We start from the raw sequence: 25068 nt of genomic DNA, 5'->3' as shown, positions 1-25068 counted from the left end.
TATATCTGCCTGTTTTTGCGTTGCTGTGATTTGATCAGGCTGGCGAATGGTTCGCTAGCCTGATAACGATTAACAGCAAAGCGGCTATGGGCCGTGCCTGGCGTTAGTTTATCGGCGGTAATTTACTGGCCTCAACTGGCGTAAGGAATTGCTTTGGCTGCCCCAGCAGGTCACTGTATATTACTGAATAGCTCAATACATTCTGGACGTATTGCCGGGTTTCATCAAAGGGAATGCTTTCTATCCATAAGTCAACGGGTAGTGCCCCTCTTTTTTCCAGCCATCCCTTTACCCGATGCGGTCCCGCATTATACGCTGCTGTTGCGTGAACACGGTTTCCCTGATGTCGTTCCAGCATCTTGGACAGGTACGCACTGCCGAGCTGAATATTGGTGCTTGGGTTTTTGAGCTGATGAGAGCCTTTGTAACGAAGGTTAATTGATTTCGCTGTTTGTTTTGCTGTTGCGGGCATCAGCTGCATCAGCCCAACTGCTCCAGCAGGAGAACGTACGTCAGCTGCAAATGCACTCTCTTGACGTGTAACAGCAAAAATCCATGGGATGTCGATAGAAAATCGTTGTGCGTTTGTTGAGATGCTCTGGCTGTACGGTGCTGGGAATCGCAGTCGAAGGTCATCCCAGTGTCTGGCGTATATTGTGGCCCTTATCGCCTGTGTGTACCATCCCCAGCGTCGCGCAATGTGTGCAGACTGAATATGCTGATCAGCGCTGAACTGGCGAGATAATTTCCACCATTCTCTTCGGGCGTCAAGTAATTGGTCATGATGAAATAGCTCTCTGGCACGATTCAGTGCTGGTAACTTTGATAGCTGTGAAATGACTTTCTGATCAACAGGTTGAGAGCTGTTGTTGAGGCTGTAGGTCTGTCCTATCCTATCTGCAGCCAGAAACCCATAGAAACTCCGTTCTCTGGATAGCTCAGTAAAAATGCCAATGGCTTTTGGTTTGCTGCCATTGCTTTCCATGGCGCGTCCGAGCCAATAGCGCCATCGCCCCTTGTCTTTATCTTCAGGAGAAAGCTGGGCAATCAGCTTTTCTACTGCCTCCCAGTCCTGATTACTGAGATGGAACCTCAGTCCCCATTCTATTAGCTTGGGGTCTTCAATTTTGGGGTCCAGCTGCTTCAACCAGTATCCGCTGCGGGGGTGGTATTTTTTCAGCATTGATAATCCCAGTCTTTGCCTCAGCTTTAATTTTTGTTCGGTGTTAAGGGTGAGTGTCGGTTCCAGTTTTTGCCATAACTGAAGTGCTTGCTCCGGGTCCTTCCAGACAAGACGCTTCAACGATGTAACAACCAGCTGGGTATAACCAGGTGTTTTTGATGGTAGTTTCAGCTTTGCAAGCTTTACCGGATCTTTATGCAAGTTGATTGCGGTGGTAACCATGCGGCGGTGGGCTGAGTCCTTGATCAGGTCACCAACATAACGGGCTAGAGAGCGGTTTCCATTCTCCAGCACTAACCAAAAACGTTGCCATGCATCCTGTTCTTTCAAATGCCCTGCTTTTATCCAGTTACGAAAAATCTTGTCGCAACTCTTTGGTTGGGAGCGGCCAACTTTCCAGAGGGGGAGTACCTGAGAGTATGCAAGTTTTTTCTTACCTGTTTGATGCAATGCCCAGAGTCGCTGGCACTGCCGACTGGTCGATGAGGTGTTGGCGGGATAGTTGTCTAAAAAATTATTCCAGCGTTTTCTTTTGGCCAGATAAGACAGCCACTTGGATTCGAGCCTGCTCGGTAGTGGCGTATCTTTGTAGCTTTCCATAAAATCGTTGTAGTTTTTTTGATTCAGCTTGGATAAGTCGGATGTTATCTGAGAGTAATGTAAATAGGGATATAGTGGATAGTCCACCAGAGCGGGCATGAGGATTTGCAGTTGCTTAGTGTTTCTTGTTGTGATCGCTTTACGGGCCTTTTTATAATCGGATCGCAATTGACGTAGCTTCTGAGGAGAGATTGCCGTTGTATTGAAATCAGGTTTTGGAGCTGCAGGGGCTATCTCTGACAGACTGGATACCGATGCTTTGACCTCTGATGTTTTAGCTAGGGCACTGCTGCCAATACAGGGTTGTATGAGCCCCAGTATGATCAGCAACCCTTGCTGGAGCGGCTTATGCCTCCATCGGGTAAGTGATCCGAAGATCTGTTTTGGTGAAACGGCTGATACTAATCGTATTACTCCTTGGGGTTGGTGCTGCACCAATATACCTCCGATATGGTTAACCCAGAACAATTTCAGGATAGAATAGCGTACTTTGAAGGTAAACAGTGTGAAGTTTTAAGACTCTTTTGACCAAAATATTGCGAAAACTCATTCATGAGCTGCAGTGTCTGGGGTCAGTGATAAGACTCTGGCTAATAGTTTTGGGTTGGATGGTGATATTTCCAGAAAAATTCACAATCCTGTTCATTGGCTTGGCTGGTTTCACAATTTAAGAATATATATATTTACAATCAAGTACATACATTAACTATTTAAGAAGTGGCCCAAAATGGCGTTGTTGCGTTTAGATCAGGTATCTCTTGCTTTTGGTGATCATCCTTTGTTGGATAAAGCCGATTGGGTTGTTCACGCCTCAGAGAGGATTGCTTTGATCGGGAGAAATGGGGCTGGAAAATCTACCCTCCTGAAACTGATAACGGGCATAAATAAACCGGATAGTGGGGAGCTTTGGCGGCAACAGGGGTTGAAAATAGGGGTGCTTGAGCAAGACCTTCCTGATGCTGACAATAAAACGGTGTATGACGTTGTTGCCAGCGGACTCGGTGATACCCAGTTAATGCTTGAAGAGTATCACCGCCTTTCAAGCTCCGATGACCATGCTGAGAACATTAACAAACTTGAACAGCTGCAGCAGAAAATTGAAGCAGTGGATGGTTGGCACCTTGATCAGCGCGTTGAGAGAGTGTTGACTCGTCTAAGATTACCAGCCAACGAAAAGATGGAGTCTCTGTCGGGCGGCTGGAGGCGTCGAGTTGCTTTGGGTCGTGCGTTAGTTTCTGAACCGGATATATTGCTTCTTGACGAGCCGACGAACCATCTTGATATAACAACCATTCGCTGGCTGGAGCAGCAACTGCTCGACTATTCGGGAACGCTGATTTTTATTACCCATGATCGTTCTTTTCTTCAGCGACTGGCTACCAGAATAGTTGAGCTTGATCGAGGGCGATTGGTGGCCTGGGATGGCAACTATGAAAGCTTTCTTGAATATAGGGAACGGATGTTTGCTGATGAGGAGCGACAGAATGCTCTTTTTGATAAGCGACTTGCCCAGGAGGAGGTCTGGATTCGTCAAGGGATTAAGGCACGGCGTACCAGAAATGAAGGACGTGTACGTGCATTGAAGGCTTTGCGAATGGAGCGAGCGCAGCGTAGAGAGCAACAAGGGAAAGCGAGTTTTGGTCTCGAATCAGCCAAACGGTCCGGTAAGCTGGTCGCAGAACTGGAGCAGGTTAGCTATGGCTATGGAAATAACAAGCTGGTGAGTGCGCTGGATTTGCGAATAATGCGAGGTGACCGGATCGGTCTGATCGGGCCAAACGGCGCGGGAAAAAGTACTTTGCTGAGTCTTATTCTGGGTGGCTTGGAACCTCAGTCCGGGAAAATAGAAAGAGGGACTAACCTTGAAGTGGCTTATTTCGATCAGTTGCGGGATCAACTTGATCTGGAGAAGACAGTAATTGATAACGTCGCGGAAGGACGCGAGCAAATCACGATTAATGGTAAGCAGAGGCATCTAATCAGCTATCTTAGTGATTTTTTGTTTGAGCCGGCCAGGGCCAGAGCCAAGGTTAAGTCTCTTTCAGGAGGAGAGCGGAATAGACTGTTATTAGCGCGTTTGTTTAGTAAACCCGCTAACCTGCTGGTACTCGATGAACCGACAAACGATCTGGATCTGGAGACTTTAGAGCTGTTAGAAGAATTACTCGGTAATTTTGAGGGTACTCTTTTGTTAGTCAGCCATGATAGGGCTTTTCTGGATAATGTAGTAACGAGCACTTTGGTCTTTGAAGGAAACGGCAGAATTGCTGAGTATGTCGGTGGCTATGAGGATTGGATTCGTCAGGGTGGAACTCTTGGTGATGCAATCGCACCATTGCTATCTGTCAAAACAAAAGGGCTTGAGCAGGGGGCAGGAAAGCCGGGTATCGAATCAGGTAAAAAGCCAGCAGTTGCACCTGTTAAGGCTAAAAAACTGAGTTATAAACTGCAGCGCGAACTGGATCAGTTACCGGCTAAAACTGAGGAGCTGGAGGAGCGGTTATCGGCATTACAGGAGGAGACTTCGGCCGGTGACTTTTATCAGCAGGATCATGCGCTGGTTGCTGAGCGCCTGAGCCAGCTGGAAGCTTGTGAGGCTGAATTGGAGACCTTGATGGAACGATGGTTGGAGTTGGAGGAAATGCAAGAAGGTTGATCAGTGAGTCGGTCGTTCAGGCGCAGCTGTTGTTAGTTGAAAACTCACGAATCTTTATGTTATTTGCTTGAATTGTGGTGGTTGCTAAGCACGTTGAAAGCGTGCCAGCAACCACCATGATAAGCTTTGTAAAATAGTTTACAGGGTTATGCAATATAACCATGCTAATCTGACTTTTTGTCACTTACCCGGACGGCCAGGACATCGCAACTGGCTCCATGCAATACACCGTTAGCGGTGGAGCCAAGTAATAGGGCTAATCCATGACGGCCATGACTTCCTACCACAATCAAATCGACAGAGTCTTGCTTGGCAACCCGATGAATTTCACTCTCAGTGTGACCTGAAACAACGTAGAGTTTTTCCACGCTGTAGTCCAGAGTGTTGCCAAAATTACTCAGCCGCTGTTGCGCATGCTCATCCAATTGTTCCTGAATAGCTGAGAGGTCCATTGGCACATCGCCTCCATAAGCAAAGCTGAGTGGCTCTATAACATGGATTAAGCTGAGTTTAGTTGCTCCTTGTTTAGCCAGTGAAACCGCTTTCTCTGCTACCTGAGCTGATTCATCGGTTAGATCAACAGCAAGTAAAATATGTTGGTAACTCATTGTTGTTCCCTCTGCATTTCCTTTAGGAATTAGCTTACCATAGGCCGAGTCGATAGAAATCAACTTCTGTAAGCTTGCTCTCTAACGCATTAAACCGACGCTTTATCTCAATAACGTTCTTAACTCAATATAGGCGATAAGATGAATTGGGTCATCATTGTATTATTGTTACTTTCTATTGTTGGCTCAATGCTTTGGATGATGCCTTCTCCGAAGCAACGGGTCCAGGCTATGTTACGTCAAAAAGCGGTTCGACTAGGACTACAGGTGCAGATTACCCGCTTATTATTTCCCAGAGCCCTCGGGGAATCACTTCCCGAGGAGCGCACCTGTACGGCTTATCGATTACCGAGAACACCTGCTAAGACTCGAGGAAAAAAAAACACCATCCCTTGGCATATTTTCAAGCTGGAGAGCCACGCCTCGGTGGGATTACCCAGTGGTTGGAGTTGGTCCAAAGGAGAAGGGCATCTCAATGCATCGCAGCTTGAAATAATAGAGAAAATTATTGCAGAGCTTCCAGATGATGGTTTTTCGCTGGAGTCTACACCGCTAGCGGCCTCTATTTACTGGAGGGAAAATGGCACTCCTGAAACAGTGGATCACATTTATCAGTTACTCAATCGCATGATCGACGAGAATATATAGGCATATGGGGGCTGTTCTCTTGCTTATATCCTGTAGAGGTTCCCATTTTTGTCATTTTCAGGGGGATTTTAATTATAGATAATACAAAGGGGGATTGTGATGATAAAAACGGGTCGATACCAGCACTATAAGGGTAATGAATACGAAGTGGTTGGGGTCGCAACACACTCTGAAACAGAGGAATCTTTGGTTGTTTATAGGATGCTGTATGGTGACTACAGCCTTTGGGTCAGGCCGGTTGATATGTTTCAGGAAAGTGTACTGTTTAACGGAATTTCTGTGCCAAGATTCAAATATGTAGGAGATGTTGATGAACAAGGTTGAAAATAAACCTTACAGATTATCGCGGCGAAAGGGCAATTTTTTTATTGGTTTGGAGCCGTGGTGTCCAAGGGAGTAATCTTTGAGGCTTGAGCTGAAGATTCTGCAGGAACTGATTTTTCTATCAACTCCTTGATCTCATTTAATTTTATTTGCTTTCTAGGGTCTTTTCCTGAAGTTTTTGATATTGTGCTTTTTGCGTGTTTGAAGTGATTTACGGCGATACTGATTTTGCTGCTTTCCAGCAATTTTTTCCCCATTTCGATGTGAGCCTCAGCTTCGATCAAGCTGTGAATCCAACTGAGTTCCCTGCTGTACTCAGCAAACAATAGCGGTGTCAATCTACCTTTGCTTTTAAGCTTGACCAGTAAGGAGGTACCATTTCGGATGCTTCGCTGCGCAAGTTTTATGCTGCTGTCACTATGAAAAATAATTTCCTGGGTGGGTGGGACATGGGTCTTGCCTTGAAGTTTGTTCGTAAAGTCTCCATTTTTGTCCAGAGATTGGATTTGGCCGATAAGATCTAACGAGAAGCTTTCCATGGAAGAAACAAGCTGTGGATTACAAGGGGTTTGTTTAAGGACCGTGAGTGTATCCAACACTTGTTCCAATTGAGCTTTTAGTTGTTTTATTTTAATTCGTCTGGCTGTCTCTGCTTCCTGACGTCGGTAGAAATAATAATTAACAGAAAGTGCCCCAACGAGAACGCATGCTAAGCTGACGATTAAAAGAGCCTGGTTTTCTTGGAACATAGTGTGTGGCAATCTGAATTAAGGCGATTCGAATCACTATATAGTAGTCAATTAGAAGGGTCAGTAGTAGTCAATTAATTGGGCTACCGGAATGAGGTTAATATCTGTTTTTCCTATATCGTTGCTTGACCCATGGCCGTTCAGGCCTTATATATGTCGCTCGCAGACCGTCGTATCTTTAAAATTAGCCCTGTTTGAGTTTTTATCTGTATGGGAAAGTCACTAGTCATAGTTGAGTCACCGGCCAAAGCCAAAACTATAAATAAGTACCTCGGTAGCGATTATGTCGTTAAATCAAGCGTAGGGCACATCCGAGACTTACCTACTAGTGGGGGGGGCCGTAAGCCTGTTGATGCCAAAGCCAGAGCCAAGGCTGCCGCTGCAACTCGCAAGCTGTCGCCAGAGCAAAAGATTATTCAGAAAAAACGCAAGGCAAAAGAGCAGCTGGTTGCTCGTATGGGGGTTGATCCAGAGAATGGTTGGGATGCCCACTATGAAGTGCTTCCTGGTAAGGAAAAAGTAGTTGATGAGTTAAAACGTCTGGCGAAGAATGCAGATCAAATCTTTCTCGCGACGGATTTGGATCGTGAAGGAGAAGCAATTGCATGGCACCTTCGTGAGTCGATTGGGGGTGAAGATAGTCGATTTAAACGAGTCGTTTTTAACGAGATTACAAAAAACGCGATTACTGAGGCCTTTTCAGATCCAGGGGAACTGGATATGCATCACGTTAACGCTCAGCAAGCGCGGAGATTTCTGGACCGTGTCGTGGGCTATATGGTCTCGCCATTGCTTTGGGCTAAGCTGGCCAGGGGGTTATCGGCGGGGCGTGTACAGTCAGTGGCTGTTCGATTGATTGTTGAACGTGAGCGGGAAATACGTGCTTTTGTGCCTGAGGAATATTGGGAAGTCGCAGCAGAACTGCTGACTAAGAAGCAAGAGAAAGTTAAGTTTCAGGTAACCAAGCAAAATGGTGAGGGTTTTCGACCGGTTAACAAAGAACAGGTCGATGTCGCGTTAAAAAACTTACAAGCGGGCCGATATGAGGTTATCAATCGTGAAGATAAGCCTACCACCAGTCGTCCAAATGCCCCGTTTATAACTTCAACCTTGCAGCAGGCTGCGAGTACCCGACTAGGGTTTGGTGTAAAGAAAACCATGATGATGGCACAGCGGCTTTATGAAGCAGGTCACATCACTTATATGAGAACCGACTCTACCAATTTAAGTCGGGATGCAGTGGAAAGTTGTCGTGAATTTATACTTGAAGGATTCGGGGCGGAGTATCTGCCTGATTCTCCGAATGTCTATAGCAGTAAATCCGGTGCTCAGGAGGCTCATGAAGCGATCAGGCCTTCTGATGTAAGAGTGAAATCTACTCACCTCAGTAGCATGGAGCGAGATGCTCAACGGTTATATGAGCTCATTTGGCGACAGTTTGTTGCTTGTCAAATGCCCCCGGCGCAGTTTACCAGTACTCGAATTCAGGTTCGCTCCGGTGACTATGAGTTACGTACCCGAGGTCGAATACTGCGCTTTGATGGTTATTTGATTGTGATGCCATCCAACAGTAAGAAAGATGAAGATCTGATTCTTCCGGATATTCAGTGCGGGGATTTGCTGGAGCTTGGCCTTCTTGACCCGTCACAGCACTTCACCAAGCCTGCACCTCGATATAGTGAAGCGGCGTTGGTAAAAGAACTTGAAAAACAAGGGATTGGCCGGCCTTCGACCTATGCTTCGATTATTTCTACGATTCAGGACAGAGGCTATGTCAGGCTGGAAAACAAACGTTTTTATGCGGAAAAAATGGGCGATATTGTCACCCTTAGGCTTTCTGAAAGCTTCTCTGATTTAATGGACTACGGCTTTACCGCGAAAATGGAAGAAGCCTTGGATGATGTTGCTAATGCCAAAAAGGATTGGAAGCAGCTGTTGGATCAATTTTATAAGGATTTCTCAAACAAGCTGGAGCTTGCTGAGGATGAAGAGGAGGGGATGCGACAGAACACTCCGACGGAAACAGATATCGCTTGCACAAAGTGTGGTCGGCCAATGATGATTCGAACCGCAAGTACGGGTGTGTTTCTTGGATGTTCCGGTTATGCCTTGCCTCCCAAAGAGCGTTGTAAGGCAACAGTTAATCTAGTTCACGGCGATGAAGTTATCAGTGCTGATGCTGATGATGAAGCGGAATCCCGATTGTTGCGTAAGAAACATCGTTGCAAAATATGTGACACAGCTATGGATAGTTACTTAATAGATGAACAGCGAAAGCTTCATGTCTGTGGCAATAATCCAGAATGCCCGGGTTTTGAAGTGGAAAGTGGCCAGTTTAAAATCAAGGGATATGATGGTCCTGTTATTGAGTGTGATAAGTGTGCTGCAGAAATGCAGCTTAAAACCGGTCGTTTTGGCAAATACTTTGGCTGTACTAACGAAGAGTGTAAAAATACTCGAAAATTACTCAGAAGTGGGGAGGCTGCTCCTCCCAAAATGGATCCGGTCCCGATGCCTGAATTGAAATGCTTGAATGTAGAAGATCACTATATTCTCAGAGATGGGGCTTCAGGTATGTTTTTAGCGGCTAGCCAGTTTCCAAAGAATCGTGAAACCCGCGCTCCGTTGGTTTCTGAGTTGATACCTCATAAAGATGAAATTGATAGCAAATACCATTTCTTGCTTAGTGCCCCGGCTGAAGATTCAGAGGGTAATCCTGCAATCGTTCGTTATAGTCGTAAAACCAAAGAGCAATATGTAATGACTGAAGTGGATAAGAAAGCCACTGGTTGGAAGGCTTTCTACCAAAACGGCAAATGGGTTATAGAAGATAAAGTCAAGTCAAAGACGAAAAAGGCTAAAGCGGCAGCTAAGTAGCCACTGTATGTAAGGTAAGAAAGTGTGTGGAAGACGTTAGTAAGCGGGGTAGTTTAATGAGTTCTGTTTGTCTGAGCATGCTGTTTCATTGAATCAGGAGTAAATATGTCGAGCTTGTATGTTACCCGCACCAACCAGAAGCTTGGTTTTTGTCGGCTTCATCTTGAACAGCTAAAAATTGCGGAGAGCAGCTCAGATTGGAATAAGCATGCGCTGATAGAATCTTTTAATGAGTCAGTGCTTTTTTACCTCGCCGGAGCATATGGTGCATTTCTGGGAGAAATTGCTGATATATATCGGCTTGACCCACAGGAGGTAGACCCGCAATCTGCAGATGCCTTAAACTCGTTGCTGACTCGGTTGTCCAATCAGGGAATTGAAGCGCCAGAGGTTAACGAAATAGCGCAATTACTTGATGGAGAAACTTGGTTAGCTGCTCTTTTGCGTGCTTATCAGGCTTGCTGGCGGGCTGAGTCAAGAAGAGTTCGGCAGCCATCTGAACTTGCTAGCCAGTCGGAAATTCATGTGGTGCAGGTTAATCCTGATTACGCCGATGAACCCCAGGTGATCTCTCAGTTGGAGCAGTGGTTGAATGCTCTTAGTGAGTTGGTTGAACGCCACAGAGAATCCATGAAAGAATGGTGATTGATTGTTGCCATTCAGCAATGAAATAGGATACTAGATGTCTTCTGAAGTTCTAGAAATTGTGAAGTTAGAAAATGGTGGTATAGCCTTGCGTAAAGTCGATGATGCCGAGGCTGAGCCAATGATTACTGTTCAGTTTTCCAGTGAAACCACTGAGTCTTTGCAGGATGAGCACCTGGGAGTTGCTCAGGCAATGATTGCTGCGGGTGTCCAGTTGATAGTGGACGCGCGAAAACGAATTGCTGATGAAGATTTAGAAGAAAATCCTGTTATACACTGACTCATTCAAAGAGTTTGCGTATGCGGCCATATAAACTTAGAGCCACCCGGCCAAGCGCGGCTCCTTATGGTATGCGTGCTGTCTAGCGTCTTTATACGGAGTCCGTTGCTATGCTGTTAGCGTGGACGAATAAGAATAGCATGGCTTTGGCCTCGCTTTGCAGCGAATTGCAGTTGCTCAAAATCCGTTTCGTCTAGCTGGCCAGGCCAGCTGATGACGGCATGACAAGTGCCTGTCTGCAATGCCTTGGTGGCAAGTTCTAATTCATTGTGTTCCTGATCCGGTTGCAGGACCATTATTTTGTTTATGTCTATTCCTGCTTCCAATAGCCATGCTCTTGGCATTTTCTTTGGTGGGGCTATCCAGGCGAACCAGCGATCATCTTTACTTAGCTGGGCTAGCAGTGGCATCAATAGTTGGAAGTTATACTCATCTTCATCCTGAAGAATAATTTCTGTTATTTTGCCTGCCATCACCGGCGTTTTTGGTTGTAAGGCAGGAACCCAGGGGATTGTGCTGTTCTGGTTATCCAGGGTCTCGAAGATAGTGGTCTGCATGGCTAGTTACCTCTTCTCAATACACCGACAGCCAAGCCCTCAATCGTGAGTTCTTGGTGTCGAAGATCTATTTCAATTGGAGAAAAATCTTTGTTTTCTGCAATAAGCTGGACTTTATGTTTGTTTTTCAAAAACCGCTTGACCGTGACCTCATCGCCTATGCGTGCGACAACGATTTGACCATTGTTTGCCTCCTGAGCTTGATGTACCGCAAGTAAATCACCATCAAATATTCCGGCATCTATCATGCTTAACCCCTGCACACGAAGAAAGTAGTCAGCCTTTGGGCTGAAGAAATCAGCAGAAATTTGACAATGCTCATCAATATGCTCCTGAGCAAGTACAGGGCTACCGGCAGCAACGCGGCCGACTATAGGGATGCCCTGGGTATCATCTTCCATTCCCGGTACCCTAATGCCACGAGATGTCCCGGGTATCATTTCTATGGCACCTTTTCGTGCAAGGGCTTTTAGATGCTCTTCGGCTGCATTAGCTGATTTAAAGCCGAGTTCTCTGGCAATGTCTGCTCTGGTTGGCGGATAACCGGTGCTTTCTATATAGTGCTTGACGCACTCAAGGACTTCGGTTTGCCGCTTGGTCAGATTAATCATGGCGCTTCCGGTGTGTGGTGGATGAAATCTCTGTATTTATATACAGTATATGTGTTTTTATACAGTTGTCGACCACTATTTGCAAAACAATTTTCACCACGTGCTTTGATGCAGTTTATTGACAGCAGTTAAGTCCTGAAAGCTGAGCTAACAGCTTTTAGCTTTTTATATTGATTCTTAGCTGGGCCAATTTATTGCCTTCAGGATTTGAGGCAAGATAGTGGCTTGGTTTCACCTGACTTGGAGTTACAGTGGCGTGACAGTTGCCATTCCAGAAGCATTAAAACAAGAAGTTCAGCAGGCTTATAGCCATTATATCGAGAGTAAAGAGTATCGGGCTCGATATGGTCAGCGGCTGATGATCGCAGAAATCGTAAAAGGCTTAATGGCCCAGGATGAATCAACACCGGCAATCAGTGTGGTGGAAGCCGGTACGGGAACGGGTAAAACAGTCGCATACCTGTTAGCAGCATTGCCTGTGGCCAAGCACTTGGGGAAAAAACTGGTTGTTTCTACCGCTACTATCGCTTTACAGGAACAAATCGTTCTGAAAGATTTACCTGATTTGGCACAACACAGCGGTATGGATTTTAGCTATGAGCTGGTTAAAGGACGAGGGCGATATCTTTGTCTTAGCAAGTTGGATATGTTGCTGCAGAATCATGAATCTCAAAACCCCAGTCAAGCGCTTTATGAAGATGAATTAGATCTTCGCCTGGATGATAGGACGCATACGCTTTATCAGGACCTTGGTGAAAGCTACGCTAAAGGTGATTGGGACGGGGAGCGAGACAGCTGGCCGAAGGAGCTGGATGATCAAGATTGGCGGCCGGTTACGACTGATCATCGTCAATGTACCAACCGTCGCTGCAGCCACTTTTCCGGCTGTTGTTTTTTTCGATCGAGACAGGGGTTGGATAAAGCTGACTGTATTGTTGCAAATCATGATTTGGTACTGTCGGACTTGGCTCTGGGGGGAGGGGCTATTCTTCCTGATCCTCAAGAAACGATCTATATCTTCGATGAGGGCCATCATCTCTCCGATAAAGCGCTTCAGCATTTCAGTTATCGTCTCAGGCTTCGCTCAACGCAGTCATGGTTAATGCAGCTCCCTAAGACGCTGGGCAGACTGGTGAAAGATCTGGGGAATCCTGACGGGTTGGCGCGCAAGCTATCCATGGTGGCTAGTTTGTCCGAAACTACCAATCAGTCTTTAGGGGTGTTGCTTCCTGCTATTGAAGGGCTGCAGCAAGAGCTGGTCGCTGATGACCGGGAAAAGAAACACAGCCGTTTTGCTGGCGGGGTGGTGCCAGAGCAGGTGCGGGAATCCGCTTCTCAATTAGCTGGGTTATATAATCAGATCTTCTCTCAGCTGGATGCGACGGCAGAAACGTTAAAGGAAGCTATCAGTGAGCCCTTGCTGGGTATTTCCAAAGAAGGAGCGGAACGCTGGTATCCTACGGTAGGCCGCATGCTGGCAAGATCAGAGAGTGCTCTTGCGCTGTGGCGCGATTATGCTGTTGCCAATCCTGCGAGTGGAGCTCCCCAAGCGCGCTGGCTCACGGCTGTTGATGGGGCCGAAGGGCATGATATTGAGTTGGCTTGCAGTCCCATTGTGGCATCAGAAACGTTAAAATCCCATCTGTGGGAGCCTTGTGCAGGGGCGGTCGTGACTTCGGCCACCCTTACAGCGCTTGGAGAGTTTCAGCGATTGATTATGCGAACGGGGTTGCCTGAAAACTGTCGATATAGTCGTGTGCCCAGCCCTTTTGACTACGCTAACGCTGCCCGTTTGAATATACCTGATTTGAAGGCTTCTCCGGCAGATACGGAGGCTCACGATGAAGCGGTTGCTACTACTTTACAACAAGTACTATCGAAAGAAGATGCAGCCTTGGTGTTGTTTACATCGTGGAGGCAAATGCTCAGGGTACAGGAGTTATTAGCTCCCGCTAAGCACCTTGAAATTATCGCTCAGGGAATGTATTCAAAGCAGGAGGTTCTGAGGCAACATAAGCTACGGATAGATGACGGCAACGGGAGTGTGCTGTTTGGATTGGCATCATTTGCAGAAGGAGTCGATTTGCCGGGAGAATATCTTACTCATGTTGTGATTGCTAAAATTCCTTTTTCTGTGCCGGGAGATCCGGTAGAGGCGGCGCTTCATGAATGGATACGTGAACGTGGAGGCGATCCTTTTATGGAAATATCGGTTCCCGATGCTTCGGTAAAGTTGATTCAGGCTTGTGGACGGTTGTTGAGATCAGAAACTGATCGGGGGCAGATTACATTATTAGATAATCGACTTGTTACCCGGCGTTACGGCAGGGCTTTGCTAGAGTCACTACCGGCATTTTCCAGGTAGTGATTTATTCGAGGGGAGGGATAGTTTTAGTTTTAAATTTATCAGAATCATTATTGATAGAGTTTTTGGAATGCTTAACCGCTGCAGTAAGTAAAAACTGACGGCAAGGGGGATTTGCTTTACAATTCAGCACGCGTCAATCTGAGGGTTAGTTTGACGCTCTTGTTATCAGCCTACATAGAACTCGGGGTACCCCATTGCTTAAGTGGATTTCCAAAACGTTCGGCGACTCATCCAAGGCTTCAAAGAAGCAAGATACAGACACCGGTGAGAATCTGTCCCCGACAGCTAGGCCGGTTACAAAAAGTACTTCAGCAGGAAGAAAAAATAACAGAAGTGACGGGCAGAGTGTCGATAGGAATAAGGTCTCAGGCAAGCCTGGTCATCGGAATTCTTCTCAGTCAGAAGTTAAATTGGAAAAAAAATCCCGCCAGGATAATTGGTCATTAAGCCAGTTTATCGTACCTGAGGATCCTGAAAAAATACGATTTCACGATCTTGATCTACCTGACAGCGTAATGCATGCAATTGCAGACGTTGGATTTCAGTACTGTACTCCGATACAGGCCAAAACACTGGTCCATACCTTAGAAGGGAAAGACCTTACCGGAAAAGCTCAGACAGGAACCGGTAAAACAGCTGCCTTTTTGATCAGTGCTCTTACTGATATGGTTGACTATCCGTTAAAAACTCAGCGTTCCAACGGCAAGCCCAGAGCTCTGGTTGTCGCACCAACCAGGGAGCTTGTGATGCAGATAGCGAAGGATGCTGCAGGGCTGATTAAATATACGGACCTAAAAGTACTTACTGTTGTCGGGGGAATGGATTATGAAAAGCAACGTCGTCAGCTTAAGGAAGGTGTTGTGGATTTATTGGTCGCAACTCCTGGGCGTTTACTGGACTTCAATCGAAAAGGTGATGTCGATCTTAGCGCCGTAGAAACATTGGTGCTTGATGAAGCAGATCGAATGTTGAGTATGGGATTTATTCCCGATGTAAGGGAGATTATACGAAGTACACCCCACAAGAAGGATAGGCAGACCCTGCTGTTCAGTGCAACATTTTCTGAAGATATTTTGAACTTGGCCAGAATGTGGACATTGGATTCGGTGATGGTTGAAATTGAACCGGAGCACGTCACCTCAGAAAATGTCAAACAGCAAATCTACCTGGTCGGCGAAGAAGATAAATTTAACTTACTATACAACGTCGTTCGACAGCAACATCTTGAACGGGTAATGGTTTTTGCTAATCGTCGTGATGTTACCAGGCGTTTGACCGAACGATTAAAGCGTACGGGAATTGGTGCTGAGCTGCTGTCCGGTGAGGTTAGTCAGAGTCAGCGGGTGAAGACACTGGAGGCTTTCCGAAGTGGTCGGATTAAGGTTCTGGTGGCAACTGATGTGGCTGGGCGTGGTATTCATGTCGATGGCGTTAGTCATGTGATCAACTACAACTTACCAGAAGATCCTGAAGATTACGTGCATCGGATTGGTCGTACAGGCAGGGCTGGTGCGGAAGGTATCTCTTATAGTTTTGCCTGTGAGACGGATTCTTTTATGATTCCGGAGATTGAAGAGTTGATCGGGCAGCAACTGGAATGTGTGCATCCCAGTGAGGATTTGCTCAAGCGGCCCTCTTGACAGGGTTTAATCTATTTATCCGATTCATTACCTGAACGGATTGACGCTTACGTTGAATGATAAAAGGTTAGTAATCCAGCGATGAATCAACAGGTAATTACCGTTTTAGGTGGAGGCAGCTTTGGCACCGTTCTTGCTAATATTGCTGCTGAAAATGGCAATAAAGTTTATCAATGGATGCGGAGCTCTGATCAGGCTGAAAGGATGGCAGTCAATCGGGAAAATGAACGTTATCTGCCAGGATGTAAATTGCATCCCGGGCTAATTCCTGTGACTGATTTTGCAGATGCTCTTGCTGAAAGTTCTCTAGTTCTTGTCGCAATACCCAGCAGCCATTTTCGTCAGGTGGTTAGCCAAATCAAGCCCTATTTAACCGCGCAGCATGCCTTAGTCAGCACGACCAAGGGAGTGGAGGCAGGCACTTTTAAGCTGATGAGCGAAGTGATTGGCGATGAAGCCCCGCAGTGCCGGGTTGGCGTGATAAGTGGTCCGAACTTGGCGAAAGAGGTGGCCACTCGTCAATTGACGGCTACTGTTATTGCTAGTGAGAGTGAAGAGCTCTGTGCAAAAGTACAGTCCGCATTTCATTGCGATTATTTTCGTGTCTATGCCGGCTCTGATGTTTACGGTGTTGAATTGGGTGGCGCCCTAAAGAATATTTATGCAATAGCCGCAGGTATGTGTGCGGCTATGGGGATGGGAGAAAATACCCGCAGTATGCTAATGACACGGAGTCTCGCTGAAATGAGTCGCTTTGCTGTCCGAATGGGCGCAGATCCTATGACTTTTCTCGGGCTGGCTGGAGTTGGTGATTTGATTGTGACTTGCATGTCCCCTCTTAGCCGGAATTATCGTGTAGGTTTTGCTTTGGGGCAAGGAAGAGATCTTGAGGGTGCTGTCAGTGAATTGGGTGAAGTCGCTGAAGGTGTGAATACGATCAAATATGTGAAAGCTAAAGCTGATGAGTTGGGTGTGTATATGCCTTTGGTTGGCGGGCTTTTTGAAGTGGTCTTTAACAAGCTTCCAGTTCAGGATGTCGTTCGAAAGTTGATGCTAAGTCAGCAGGGAGAGGATGTAGAGTTCGAAGTTCTGGATAAATCTATTCCTCGATGAGTCGAACCGTCTTTTTTCTTCGGCACGGAGAGGCTGGCAATGGATTAACAGATCGTCACCGACCTTTGACTGAGCGGGGGCGGAAACAGGTTGAAGTCATTGTTGATCAGCAAAAAAATAGCCTCGGCGGTATCCCGCGCATTTATTGTAGCCCCTATTGGCGTGCTCAAAGCACAGCTTCAATCGTATTGGATTCGCTTGAAATTGAATCCCCCGTTGAAACAGTTCACTGGTTAGCCCCTGGTACTGATTTGCAGCTCTTTATCGACAGAATAGAGCCTCTTCAAGACAGAGTGCTGCTTGTTGGCCATAACCCGTTGTTAACCAACGCGATAAACAGTTTAGCTGGCTATGTATCTGGTAGAAAGTTTCTGGATACAGGAATGATGGCAGCCATCGAATATGAAGTGGCTGCCACAGGTTGTGGTGAGTTACTGTGGATCAGGGGTGGGGACTGATCGCCAGTACTGATCAAAAATTCCGGCCTTTCTATCGAGTTCCATAATTTTGTCTCGTCCTGCAAGAGTGAGAGGTGTTGTGGGATAGATCGCTAGTGCTCGACCTATTACCTGGTGGCTGGTGTCATAGTCTTTGAGGTGATGTAGTGCAACGGCCAGTCCATTGAAGACATTAATGTCTGGTGTGTTTGTCAGCCGTGCGAATGCCATTGATACGTATTCTCTGAGCAATTCTTCATTGTTTTCGTCGAGACCGGCGTGCAGTAAAATACGCATTCTAAGCAGGTTGACGTTTTCGAGATGGTAGATATTCTTTGCAGGCTGCTCGAGCGCGCGGATATCTTTGTTTTTGTTTACCAGGAAGTTTATGGTGCTGTTAATGGCTGATAAGCTGTCAGTGAAAAAGGTTGTTGCCAATACCGGTATTGCAAAGGCAATGGAAAGGCTGGTTACTCTTGCATAGCTGCTCAGATTTGTTGGTATTATCTTTCTTTGGTGGGTGGCTATCATCGCTAGTATAGTAATAAATGTTATCCAGTGAAGCTGTGAAATATAAAATGGAAGTTCCACCTGGGTGTGTATGCCTATAGGGATTAATAGAGCTAGATGCTTGCCGCCTTCTTGAATGCCCAGTCGTGAGCAATACCAGAAAACGGAGAGCATCATTAGTAATATGCCTAGAACAGCAATAGCTCCCCCTTCAACGGCCCAGTAAAGCAATTCGTTGTGTGGATGGCTGAGGCGATGAGGCATCACAGGAGCTTCAGGATGGTTCTTAATGTATTCGATCTTTTTTTCATGCCAGACTTTCTGGAACTGACCGATACCGTAGCCAAGAAGAGGCTTTTCTTTTATCAGCTCCCAGCTGGATTCATATATTGCAGAGCGATGACTACTATCCTTTATAGCCGAACTGAATTTTTTAACGCCTGTTTCCAGTCCACCTGTATGAGTATCCAGTTGCGTCGTTAGAATGGCGCTTGCGGCAGTAAAAATGATAAATAAGGTTATGGCATTTTTTGACCTCCAGACTTTGTGGAATCGAGTAACAATCAGGAGCGTAATCCCGATTGCAGCGCCAGTTAAGCCTACTCTGGAGCCTGCGCTAACCAGTGTCGCAATACATAGGGCTGCAGCTGCTAATGGTAGAGCTTGGATAATTAATTTTCTGTTTCCATATGAAGCGGAAGTTATTAGGTATAAGGCGATAATCAAACCAGTAGCAGAAAAGCTGGCATTGAGATTGGTTTGCTGGAAAATTCCGCGGGGAAATCCAGGTGACATTGGCAGCCATGAAGGAGCTGGATCAGTAATCAGAACTTGAATCAGCCCATATATTGACTGGATGGCAGCAGAGATCATAATTATGTAGAGTAGGTTGTCTTGCCAGCGTCGATTCAGTTTAAATTGAGCCATGGCAATAAAGAAGAATACGCCTCCCCAGAGAGCCAGGCTTCGGAACAACCAGGGGACGGGTGTGGCTACGCTATTAACCATTCCTAAAATAGTTGTGGTTCCCAGGAAAAAAAACATAACGTAGGTCATGCTTGGTACATAAAGGTGTCCCGTATGCAGTACCTTCAGTAAGGCTAGTCCCAGGATAAAACTTACAACAATCCATACGACATTGTTAAAGGGCAGAAATAGCCCTTCTCCCCCTTGGTTTGGCTGGTAATAGCTAGGGGCGAGCAGGAATAGAAGTGAAAAAAGTGTAATAAAAGCAATGTTAAAGCGTCGTTCTGTCTGCTTATCCGCTAAGCTATTCATAAACAATACCCTGAAAGTTAGGTTGTCGATAATAGCGAAAAATGCGAACGTAGAGTATCTTGAGTTGAAAATTATCTAAGCTTTCAGATGACAGTTGCTTTTTGATACGGAAGGGCCCAATGGAGATACAGGTGGGGACAAAAGTAAAAAGTAGGAGTGATCTTTTGCAACGCTATCGAAAACAAAATATGCCTGAATTAGCTAGAAAGACAGGACTTCGGTTAATGTTGAATGTCATTCTGGGTGGTTTGTTTATGTTTGGCGCATCAATGGTGTCAGCTTCTGTGGATGTGAGCGGTTCTGCTGATTCTGATGTTCTGGAGCGCTATCCTCTTTCTTATATAGATCAATATACCCAGTTGCTGGTGCCTGAGTATCGCTTAGCTCTTGGTCGGATGAAAAAGGTTAATGGTGTTATTTCCCCGGAGAAAGCGGAATATATCGATGGTCAGCTGACTCGCATAACCTACCGGATTCCATCAGGTCACAGCAGCAAGGCTGTGTTTGAATATTTTCAGCGACAATTGGAATCTATCCCTCACGACGTTTTGTTCTCTTGTGAGGAGCGCAACTGTGGTAGCAGTAGTGAGTGGGCCAACAGTCAATTTGGTATAGCCAAACTGTATGGTGTTGATCGAGAACAATATTATCTGGCGGCGAAGCTGAACTTGGATGAAGGTGTGACTGTCGTGCTCTACAGCGTTCGACGAGGGAACAGGCGGGTTTACCTTCATCTTGATGTGATAAGGCCTGCTGCAGCGGTTGCCGGCGATGAGGGCGTTATGGCTGTGGATGCTGTGATCAGGCGATTACAGCAAGGAGATCGGGTTGCTGTACTGGACAAAGACTGGAAGGCCAGTGAGTTAAAAGTGCTGGCGGATGCGCTTTTGTCCTTGCTTTCTGAGCGGCCTTTGTCGGATATATGGCTGATTGGTCATCAGGAAAAGAGAGGTCCTTTTGAAAGGTTGCAAAATGATGCCAGGGTTTATGCAGAAAATCTGAAAGAGATGCTTGTCGGTCTAGGGGTTCAGGAAGCCCGGTTGAGAACCTTCGGTGTCGGTCCGCTGGCTCCCGCTTATAATAGCGAAGTTCCGGATAATAGAATTGAGATAATGGTGGAGTAGATTTGCCCTTTGCACGGTGTGTATTGGGAAATGAGTTTGAGAGGTTTTGTTGGCTTGGTTTATCTGTAATTTTCAGCAGTGGATAAATTGGGTCGATTCGATATTGAATATGAAGACATGTCGACAGGGCGGACGACTTAATGGTGAAAACCGTTTCTTTGGTTTTGGGTAGTGGTGGTGCGCGGGGGCATGCACATATCGGTGTCATTGAAGAGTTGTTGAGTCGAAATTATAAAATCATTGCAATTGCTGGTTGTTCAATGGGGGCCTTGGTCGGAGGTATATATGCTGCAGGAAAGTTGAGGCAGTATGAAGAGTGGGCTACCAGTCGAAGTTACATTGATATTTTACGGCTGGTTGATCTTTCTTTTGATACATTTGGCATGATCCGTGGTGATAAAGTATTTGCCATAATTCAGGATTTGGTCGGGCCTCATCTGATCCAGGAATTGCCGATTTCTTATACTGCAGTTGCTACAGATCTAACTAATCAAAAAGAAGTCTGGTTCCAGGAGGGGGATCTGTTTGAAGCAATGCGTGCATCTATTGCCATTCCGAGCTTGTTTGCCCCTGTTATCAAGGGGGATCGCATACTTGTCGATGGTGGGTTGCTTAACCCCGTACCTATCGTTCCGACGGTTTCTGCTCATGCTGACATTATTGTTGCGGTCAATCTCAGTGCCCCGCCTGTGACTAGAGGTGGTGAAGAGTTTGAGCCGTTGTATACTGACAAGCATGGCTTTATGGATGACTGGGATGCAGGCATAGCGCTGGGTGGTACAGGGCCTTCTGATAATCTTAATAAAGCCAAGAGCAAGCCCAGGCCCTTGAAAGTTAAGAGCGAGCGTTTACGTAAGCGGAGTAATAAAATCGGCCGTCTGGAAATGATCTACCAGTCAGTGGAGGTTATGCAGAGTAGCTTGACTCAATATAAAATTGCTGGCTATCCGCCAGATGTGCTTATCGAAATCCCCAAATCATCCTGCCGTTTCTATGAGTTTTATCGTGCTAAAGAGATGATTGATATAGGAAGGGAGGCTGCCAAGCATGTCATGGATCACTACGAACACGGTTTAAGGCTGGCCGGGGAAGGAGAAAGCTAAATCAAACTCGGGCCTTCTTGGCTTTGGCGGCCCGAGCAGCAGTTTGAATCTGTTTTAGCTAACGAGAGAAAGGAATTCCGCCCGGGTGCTGGGATTGTTGCGAAACAGGCCCAGCATCATTGATGTTTTCATTACACCGTTCTGTTTTTCTACGCCGCGCATCATCATGCACATATGCTGAGCTTCAATAATGACTCCGACCCCTGCAGCGCCGGTTACTTCCATAATACTGTCAGCAATCTGTTTAGTCATATTTTCCTGTATCTGCAGGCGCCGGGCATACATGTCAACGATACGGGCGATTTTCGACAAGCCGAGCACTTTGCCAGATGGGATGTAAGCCACGTGGCATTTACCGATAAAGGGGAGCATATGGTGCTCGCACAGTGAATACAGCTCAATGTCTTTTACGAGCACCATTTCACTGTTATCGGAATCAAACAGAGCGTTGTTGACCACTTCGTCAAGTGTCTGTTGGTACCCGCGGGTAAGGTAGTTAAATGCCTTGGCAGCGCGTTCAGGAGTGTCCTGAAGGCCATCTCGTTCCAGGTCTTCTCCCACGGCCTCGATAATACTGGCAAATGCTTCTTTCATGGTCTTACTCTATTGCGTCTACTGTAATGTAGCGGATGATCGTTGGTGCAGCGACAGGCTGCCCCGACCCAAAAGGGGCTACGCTACGCTATTCATTCCGTCAGGTAAAGTAGTTTTACCCTTGCGGTATAGTAGAGTGTTTTTTGAATATGATGTGTTCCTGATTCGTCATATTTATAACTCTGAGAACCTTTGGTTTCTCTTATTCCTGTTTTTTAAAAGTACATAAAGCGCACCAGTGCCACCATCTTTTGGTTGGGCGGAAACAAAGGCCAATACCTGTTCCATCTGCTGGAGCCAATCGTTGACGTAAGATTTAAGTAACGCAGGAGTGCCGTCTTCAGAGTGTGCTTTACCGTGCACAACTATTACGCAGCGCTGATCCCTGTAACTGGCCTGTCTGATAAAAAGTCCTAGCTCTTCTCTTGCTCGATCCACTGTATAACCATGGAGATCCAGACCTTCTTCCCAAGGGATATGTCCCTTTCTGAGTTTTTTCATCACCCTTAGCTGAATCCCTGCTTGAGCAAAAATAAGTTCTTCCTCCGAATCAACAAGCGTACGCAGTTCGTCTGATAATCCCTGATCGAAACGGTCGTCGCTAGATTGTGCCGCTGTTCGTCGGTACTGGCTATTGCCACTGGTATTAACTCGCCGGGAGATATTTGCACGGTTTTGCTTAATCGGTGTAATGTCGTTACCCATTAACTCCCTGAAGCAGGCTTCTGTCGTATCATCAGGGGCCTGAGTCTGGTTTTTGTCCGACTGATTCTTCTCTGTCATGGTGATTTGCTACAAGATTCATTACTATAAGGCCCCATTTTAAACCTTGGGGCATAGGTTGCCAGTGCGGGATTCAATTTTGTCTCCTTATATCTTGCATGGCAAGAAATCTAGTTTTTGAACAAAATGCTTTGGAATATTGAAATATCCAATGGATCAGAATGACACAGCTTTAAAACAGCTGAAAACAATACGTGATTTCATCCGGCTGGGCGCCAGTCGAATGAATAAAGCTGACCTCTTTTTTGGTCATGGTACAGACAATAGCTGGGATGAAGCTGTTCAGATGGTCTTGCACGTAGCCGGGATGCCATGGAATGCAGATCCAGAGGTGCTGTCTGCACGGTTGCTTGAATCTGAAAAACGAGAGGTTTTACGACTGTTCGATGCCAGAATAAAGCAGAGAATTCCTGCGCCTTATCTGATTGGAGAAGCTTATTTTTGTGGCATGCCCTTTTTTGTTGATCAGCGTGTACTGATTCCCAGGTCCCCTATAGCAGGGCTGATTGAAGAAGGGTTCCAGCCCTGGTTAGGTGATGTAGCTGTCGAACGTGTATTGGATCTTTGTACCGGGAGTGGTTGTATTGGTATCGCCTGTGCTCAGTATTTTGAAATGGCTGAAGTAGATCTGGTGGATCTTTCAGCTGATGCTCTGGAAGTCTGTCAAAAGAATATCAACCAATACCAGTTGCAAGAACGGGTTCAGGCCATCCAGTCTGATCTGTTTACAGAGGTTAATCAACGTTATCAGCTTATTGTTAGCAATCCGCCCTATGTGAATAGAGATGATCTAGCCTCAATGCCTAAAGAATATCAGCATGAGCCCGCATTAGGGCTTGGTTCTGGAGTTGATGGTCTGGATATTACCCGACAAATTCTACGTCAGGCTTCAGAGTATTTAACCGAAGATGGAGTTCTTGTTGTCGAGGTTGGTAATTCAGAAGTTGCCTTACAGCAACAATACCCTGAGGTTCCGTTTATTTGGCTGGATCTTCCCAATGGGGGAAACGGTGTATTTTTGCTAAGCGCCGAGACGTTACAGCAGCATCAAAGCTGCTTTTAGCAATTTTTAGGCCGCTCTTGTATCTATGTGGATTTGTTCAATTACCCTATGATGTGCTGAATCGATTTGTTATCTGTTGTGCTGAATAGATTGTGCGTGCAGATAATTGAAGTGTTGGTTCAGTTGATCAAAGAATTAAGAAAGCAGTTCTAATGCTGATGATATCAGCAGCTGAGTAGATCTGTTGTGAGATAGCCCGGAGTATGCAATGTCAGGAAACACATTTGGTAAATTATTTGCTGTTACAACCTTTGGTGAGAGCCATGGTCCGGCATTAGGTTGTATTGTCGATGGTTGCCCTCCCGGATTGGCGCTGTCAGAGCAGGATCTGCAGAAAGACCTGGATCGTCGTAAGCCGGGAACCTCCCGTCATACTACACAACGAAGAGAACCGGATCAGGTCAAAATTCTCTCTGGAGTGTTTGAAGGAGTTACTACGGGGACCCCTATTGGGCTGTTGATTGAAAATACGGATCAGCGTTCTAAGGATTATTCGAACATCGCTGACAGTTTTCGCCCAGGTCATGCAGACTATACCTATTTGCAAAAATATGGTGTTCGTGATTATCGTGGTGGTGGGCGATCCTCCGCTCGCGAAACCGCGATGCGTGTTGCTGCTGGCGCTGTCGCTAAGAAATATCTTGCGACAGTTGGGATTCAGGTGCGTGGTTATTTATCTCAGCTAGGGCCAATACGAGCAGACAAGGTTGTTTGGGAAGAGATTGAAAACAATCCGTTTTTTTGCCCTGATCCAGATAAGGTATCAGAGCTGGAAACCTATATGGACCGGTTACGCAAGGCGGGAGACTCTATCGGCGCTCGATTGACTGTGGTGGCCAGTGGTGTAAAAGTTGGACTGGGTGAGCCCATTTTTGACAGGCTTGATGCGGAAATTGCTCATGGGCTGATGAGTATTAACGCAGTCAAAGGTGTTGAAATTGGAGATGGTTTTGACGTGGTTGAGCAAAGAGGCAGTGAGCATCGGGATGAAATGACTGTCGAAGGTTTTCTGTCTAATCATGCAGGTGGTATTCTTGGGGGAATCTCAACAGGGCAGGACATTGTTGCGCATCTGGCGCTTAAGCCCACGTCAAGTCTTCATCTTCCCGGAACCAGTGTTGATCGAAATGGACAGCCGATTGAAGTGGTTACTAAGGGGCGCCATGATCCTTGTGTTGGGATCAGAGCCACGCCAATTGCGGAGGCCATGTTGGCGCTGGTTTTGATTGATCATTTTCTCCGTCATCGTGGGCAGAATGCTGATGTAGTCTCCGGTGTTCCCATAATTCCTGCATCTGTAAAAAAGTCCTGACTTGA

General features: G+C 46.3%; 22 protein-coding genes. 14 read left to right on the top strand and 8 right to left on the bottom strand.

Annotated elements, in window-relative coordinates; genetic code table 11:
• Window positions 1-103 precede the first annotated feature (103 nt).
• Window positions 104-2218: a transglycosylase SLT domain-containing protein gene (locus BGP75_RS05625; RefSeq protein ID WP_143820992.1), complete on the bottom strand. Its 2115-nt coding sequence runs from the start codon at window positions 2216-2218 to the stop codon at window positions 104-106.
• A 292-nt stretch (window positions 2219-2510) separates the two neighbouring features.
• Here BGP75_RS05625 and BGP75_RS05620 point away from each other — a divergent pair, with 292 nt between their 5' ends.
• On the top strand, window positions 2511-4439 hold the full coding sequence (locus tag BGP75_RS05620) for an ATP-binding cassette domain-containing protein (protein ID WP_076716363.1): 1929 nt from the start codon (window positions 2511-2513) through the stop codon (window positions 4437-4439).
• A 164-nt stretch (window positions 4440-4603) separates the two neighbouring features.
• Here the strand turns inward: BGP75_RS05620 and BGP75_RS05615 are convergent, their stop codons facing one another.
• Entirely contained in the window at window positions 4604-5047 is a 444-nt protein-coding gene (locus BGP75_RS05615) for a universal stress protein (protein ID WP_076716360.1), read from the bottom strand.
• 141 nt (window positions 5048-5188) lie between these two features.
• Between BGP75_RS05615 and BGP75_RS05610 the strand changes: the two genes are divergently transcribed.
• Both BGP75_RS05610 and BGP75_RS05605 read left to right on the top strand, forming a co-directional pair.
• On the top strand, window positions 5189-5695 hold the full coding sequence (locus BGP75_RS05610; RefSeq protein ID WP_076716357.1) for a hypothetical protein: 507 nt from the start codon (window positions 5189-5191) through the stop codon (window positions 5693-5695).
• Between the two features lie 99 nt (window positions 5696-5794).
• Window positions 5795-6019: a DUF1653 domain-containing protein gene (locus BGP75_RS05605; RefSeq protein ID WP_198939279.1), complete on the top strand. Its 225-nt coding sequence runs from the start codon at window positions 5795-5797 to the stop codon at window positions 6017-6019.
• 41 nt (window positions 6020-6060) lie between these two features.
• Here the strand turns inward: BGP75_RS05605 and BGP75_RS05600 are convergent, their stop codons facing one another.
• The gene (locus tag BGP75_RS05600) at window positions 6061-6768 is read right to left on the bottom strand and encodes a hypothetical protein (protein WP_076716352.1); all 708 of its coding nucleotides are present in this window, start codon (window positions 6766-6768) and stop codon (window positions 6061-6063) included.
• Between the two features lie 210 nt (window positions 6769-6978).
• On the opposite strand from BGP75_RS05600, the gene topA reads away from it, so the two are divergent.
• The 3 genes from topA (at window position 6979) to BGP75_RS05585 (ending at window position 10570) form a co-directional block, all read left to right on the top strand.
• Window positions 6979-9645: a type I DNA topoisomerase gene (gene topA / locus BGP75_RS05595; protein WP_076716349.1), complete on the top strand. Its 2667-nt coding sequence runs from the start codon at window positions 6979-6981 to the stop codon at window positions 9643-9645.
• A gap of 105 nt (window positions 9646-9750) precedes the next feature.
• A complete protein-coding gene (locus BGP75_RS05590) occupies window positions 9751-10290 on the top strand; it encodes a DUF6586 family protein (protein ID WP_076716346.1) in 540 nt (179 codons plus the stop codon).
• Window positions 10291-10327: 37 nt separating this feature from the next.
• Window positions 10328-10570 (top strand): hypothetical protein, encoded by a 243-nt coding sequence (locus tag BGP75_RS05585; protein WP_076716343.1) that lies wholly within the window; start codon window positions 10328-10330, stop codon window positions 10568-10570.
• Between the two features lie 116 nt (window positions 10571-10686).
• Here the strand turns inward: BGP75_RS05585 and BGP75_RS05580 are convergent, their stop codons facing one another.
• Together BGP75_RS05580 and lexA are read right to left on the bottom strand one after the other, a co-directional pair.
• Entirely contained in the window at window positions 10687-11127 is a 441-nt protein-coding gene (locus BGP75_RS05580) for a cell division inhibitor SulA (protein WP_076716340.1), read from the bottom strand.
• A 2-nt stretch (window positions 11128-11129) separates the two neighbouring features.
• Window positions 11130-11738: a transcriptional repressor LexA gene (lexA, locus tag BGP75_RS05575; RefSeq protein WP_198939278.1), complete on the bottom strand. Its 609-nt coding sequence runs from the start codon at window positions 11736-11738 to the stop codon at window positions 11130-11132.
• Window positions 11739-11958: 220 nt separating this feature from the next.
• On the opposite strand from lexA, the gene dinG reads away from it, so the two are divergent.
• The 4 genes from dinG (at window position 11959) to sixA (ending at window position 17317) form a co-directional block, all read left to right on the top strand.
• Window positions 11959-14103, top strand: a complete 2145-nt coding sequence (gene dinG, locus BGP75_RS05570) for an ATP-dependent DNA helicase DinG (protein ID WP_233152852.1) — start codon at window positions 11959-11961, stop codon at window positions 14101-14103.
• A gap of 413 nt (window positions 14104-14516) precedes the next feature.
• Window positions 14517-15746, top strand: a complete 1230-nt coding sequence (rhlB, locus tag BGP75_RS05565; protein WP_255395925.1) for an ATP-dependent RNA helicase RhlB — start codon at window positions 14517-14519, stop codon at window positions 15744-15746.
• 81 nt (window positions 15747-15827) lie between these two features.
• The gene (locus BGP75_RS05560) at window positions 15828-16859 is read left to right on the top strand and encodes an NAD(P)H-dependent glycerol-3-phosphate dehydrogenase (protein WP_076716334.1); all 1032 of its coding nucleotides are present in this window, start codon (window positions 15828-15830) and stop codon (window positions 16857-16859) included.
• Entirely contained in the window at window positions 16856-17317 is a 462-nt protein-coding gene (sixA, locus tag BGP75_RS05555) for a phosphohistidine phosphatase SixA (RefSeq protein ID WP_076716331.1), read from the top strand. The genes BGP75_RS05560 and sixA overlap by 4 nt, the downstream gene beginning before the upstream one ends.
• Here sixA and BGP75_RS05550 read toward each other — a convergent pair.
• Complete coding sequence (locus BGP75_RS05550) at window positions 17291-19084, bottom strand: PglL family O-oligosaccharyltransferase (protein WP_076716328.1); 1794 nt, start codon at window positions 19082-19084, stop codon at window positions 17291-17293. The genes sixA and BGP75_RS05550 overlap by 27 nt on opposite strands.
• Window positions 19085-19308: 224 nt before the next feature.
• Between BGP75_RS05550 and BGP75_RS05545 the strand changes: the two genes are divergently transcribed.
• On the top strand, window positions 19309-20208 hold the full coding sequence (locus BGP75_RS05545; protein ID WP_076716325.1) for a DUF4892 domain-containing protein: 900 nt from the start codon (window positions 19309-19311) through the stop codon (window positions 20206-20208).
• Between the two features lie 140 nt (window positions 20209-20348).
• Complete coding sequence (locus BGP75_RS05540; protein ID WP_076716322.1) at window positions 20349-21311, top strand: patatin-like phospholipase family protein; 963 nt, start codon at window positions 20349-20351, stop codon at window positions 21309-21311.
• 54 nt (window positions 21312-21365) lie between these two features.
• Here BGP75_RS05540 and folE read toward each other — a convergent pair whose 3' ends face one another.
• Together folE and BGP75_RS05530 are read right to left on the bottom strand one after the other, a co-directional pair.
• Window positions 21366-21905 carry a GTP cyclohydrolase I FolE gene (folE, locus tag BGP75_RS05535; protein ID WP_076716319.1) on the bottom strand — a complete coding sequence of 180 codons (540 nt, stop codon included), beginning with the start codon at window positions 21903-21905 and terminating at the stop codon, window positions 21366-21368.
• Window positions 21906-22079: 174 nt separating this feature from the next.
• Window positions 22080-22688, bottom strand: coding sequence for a Smr/MutS family protein (locus tag BGP75_RS05530; RefSeq protein ID WP_083704640.1), 609 nt, complete (start codon window positions 22686-22688; stop codon window positions 22080-22082).
• Window positions 22689-22839: 151 nt separating this feature from the next.
• Here BGP75_RS05530 and prmB point away from each other — a divergent pair, with 151 nt between their 5' ends.
• Window positions 22840-23751 carry a 50S ribosomal protein L3 N(5)-glutamine methyltransferase gene (prmB, locus tag BGP75_RS05525; protein WP_076716316.1) on the top strand — a complete coding sequence of 304 codons (912 nt, stop codon included), beginning with the start codon at window positions 22840-22842 and terminating at the stop codon, window positions 23749-23751.
• Window positions 23752-23959: 208 nt separating this feature from the next.
• The gene (aroC, locus tag BGP75_RS05520; protein ID WP_076716314.1) at window positions 23960-25063 is read left to right on the top strand and encodes a chorismate synthase; all 1104 of its coding nucleotides are present in this window, start codon (window positions 23960-23962) and stop codon (window positions 25061-25063) included.
• Window positions 25064-25068: the final 5 nt, after the last annotated feature.

This window comes from Motiliproteus sp. MSK22-1 (assembly GCF_001968815.1).
Classification (GTDB): Bacteria; Pseudomonadota; Gammaproteobacteria; order Pseudomonadales; family Balneatricaceae; genus Motiliproteus.
Note: the sequence above shows the minus strand (reverse complement) of the source record. Positions and strands in the feature narration are given on the sequence as shown.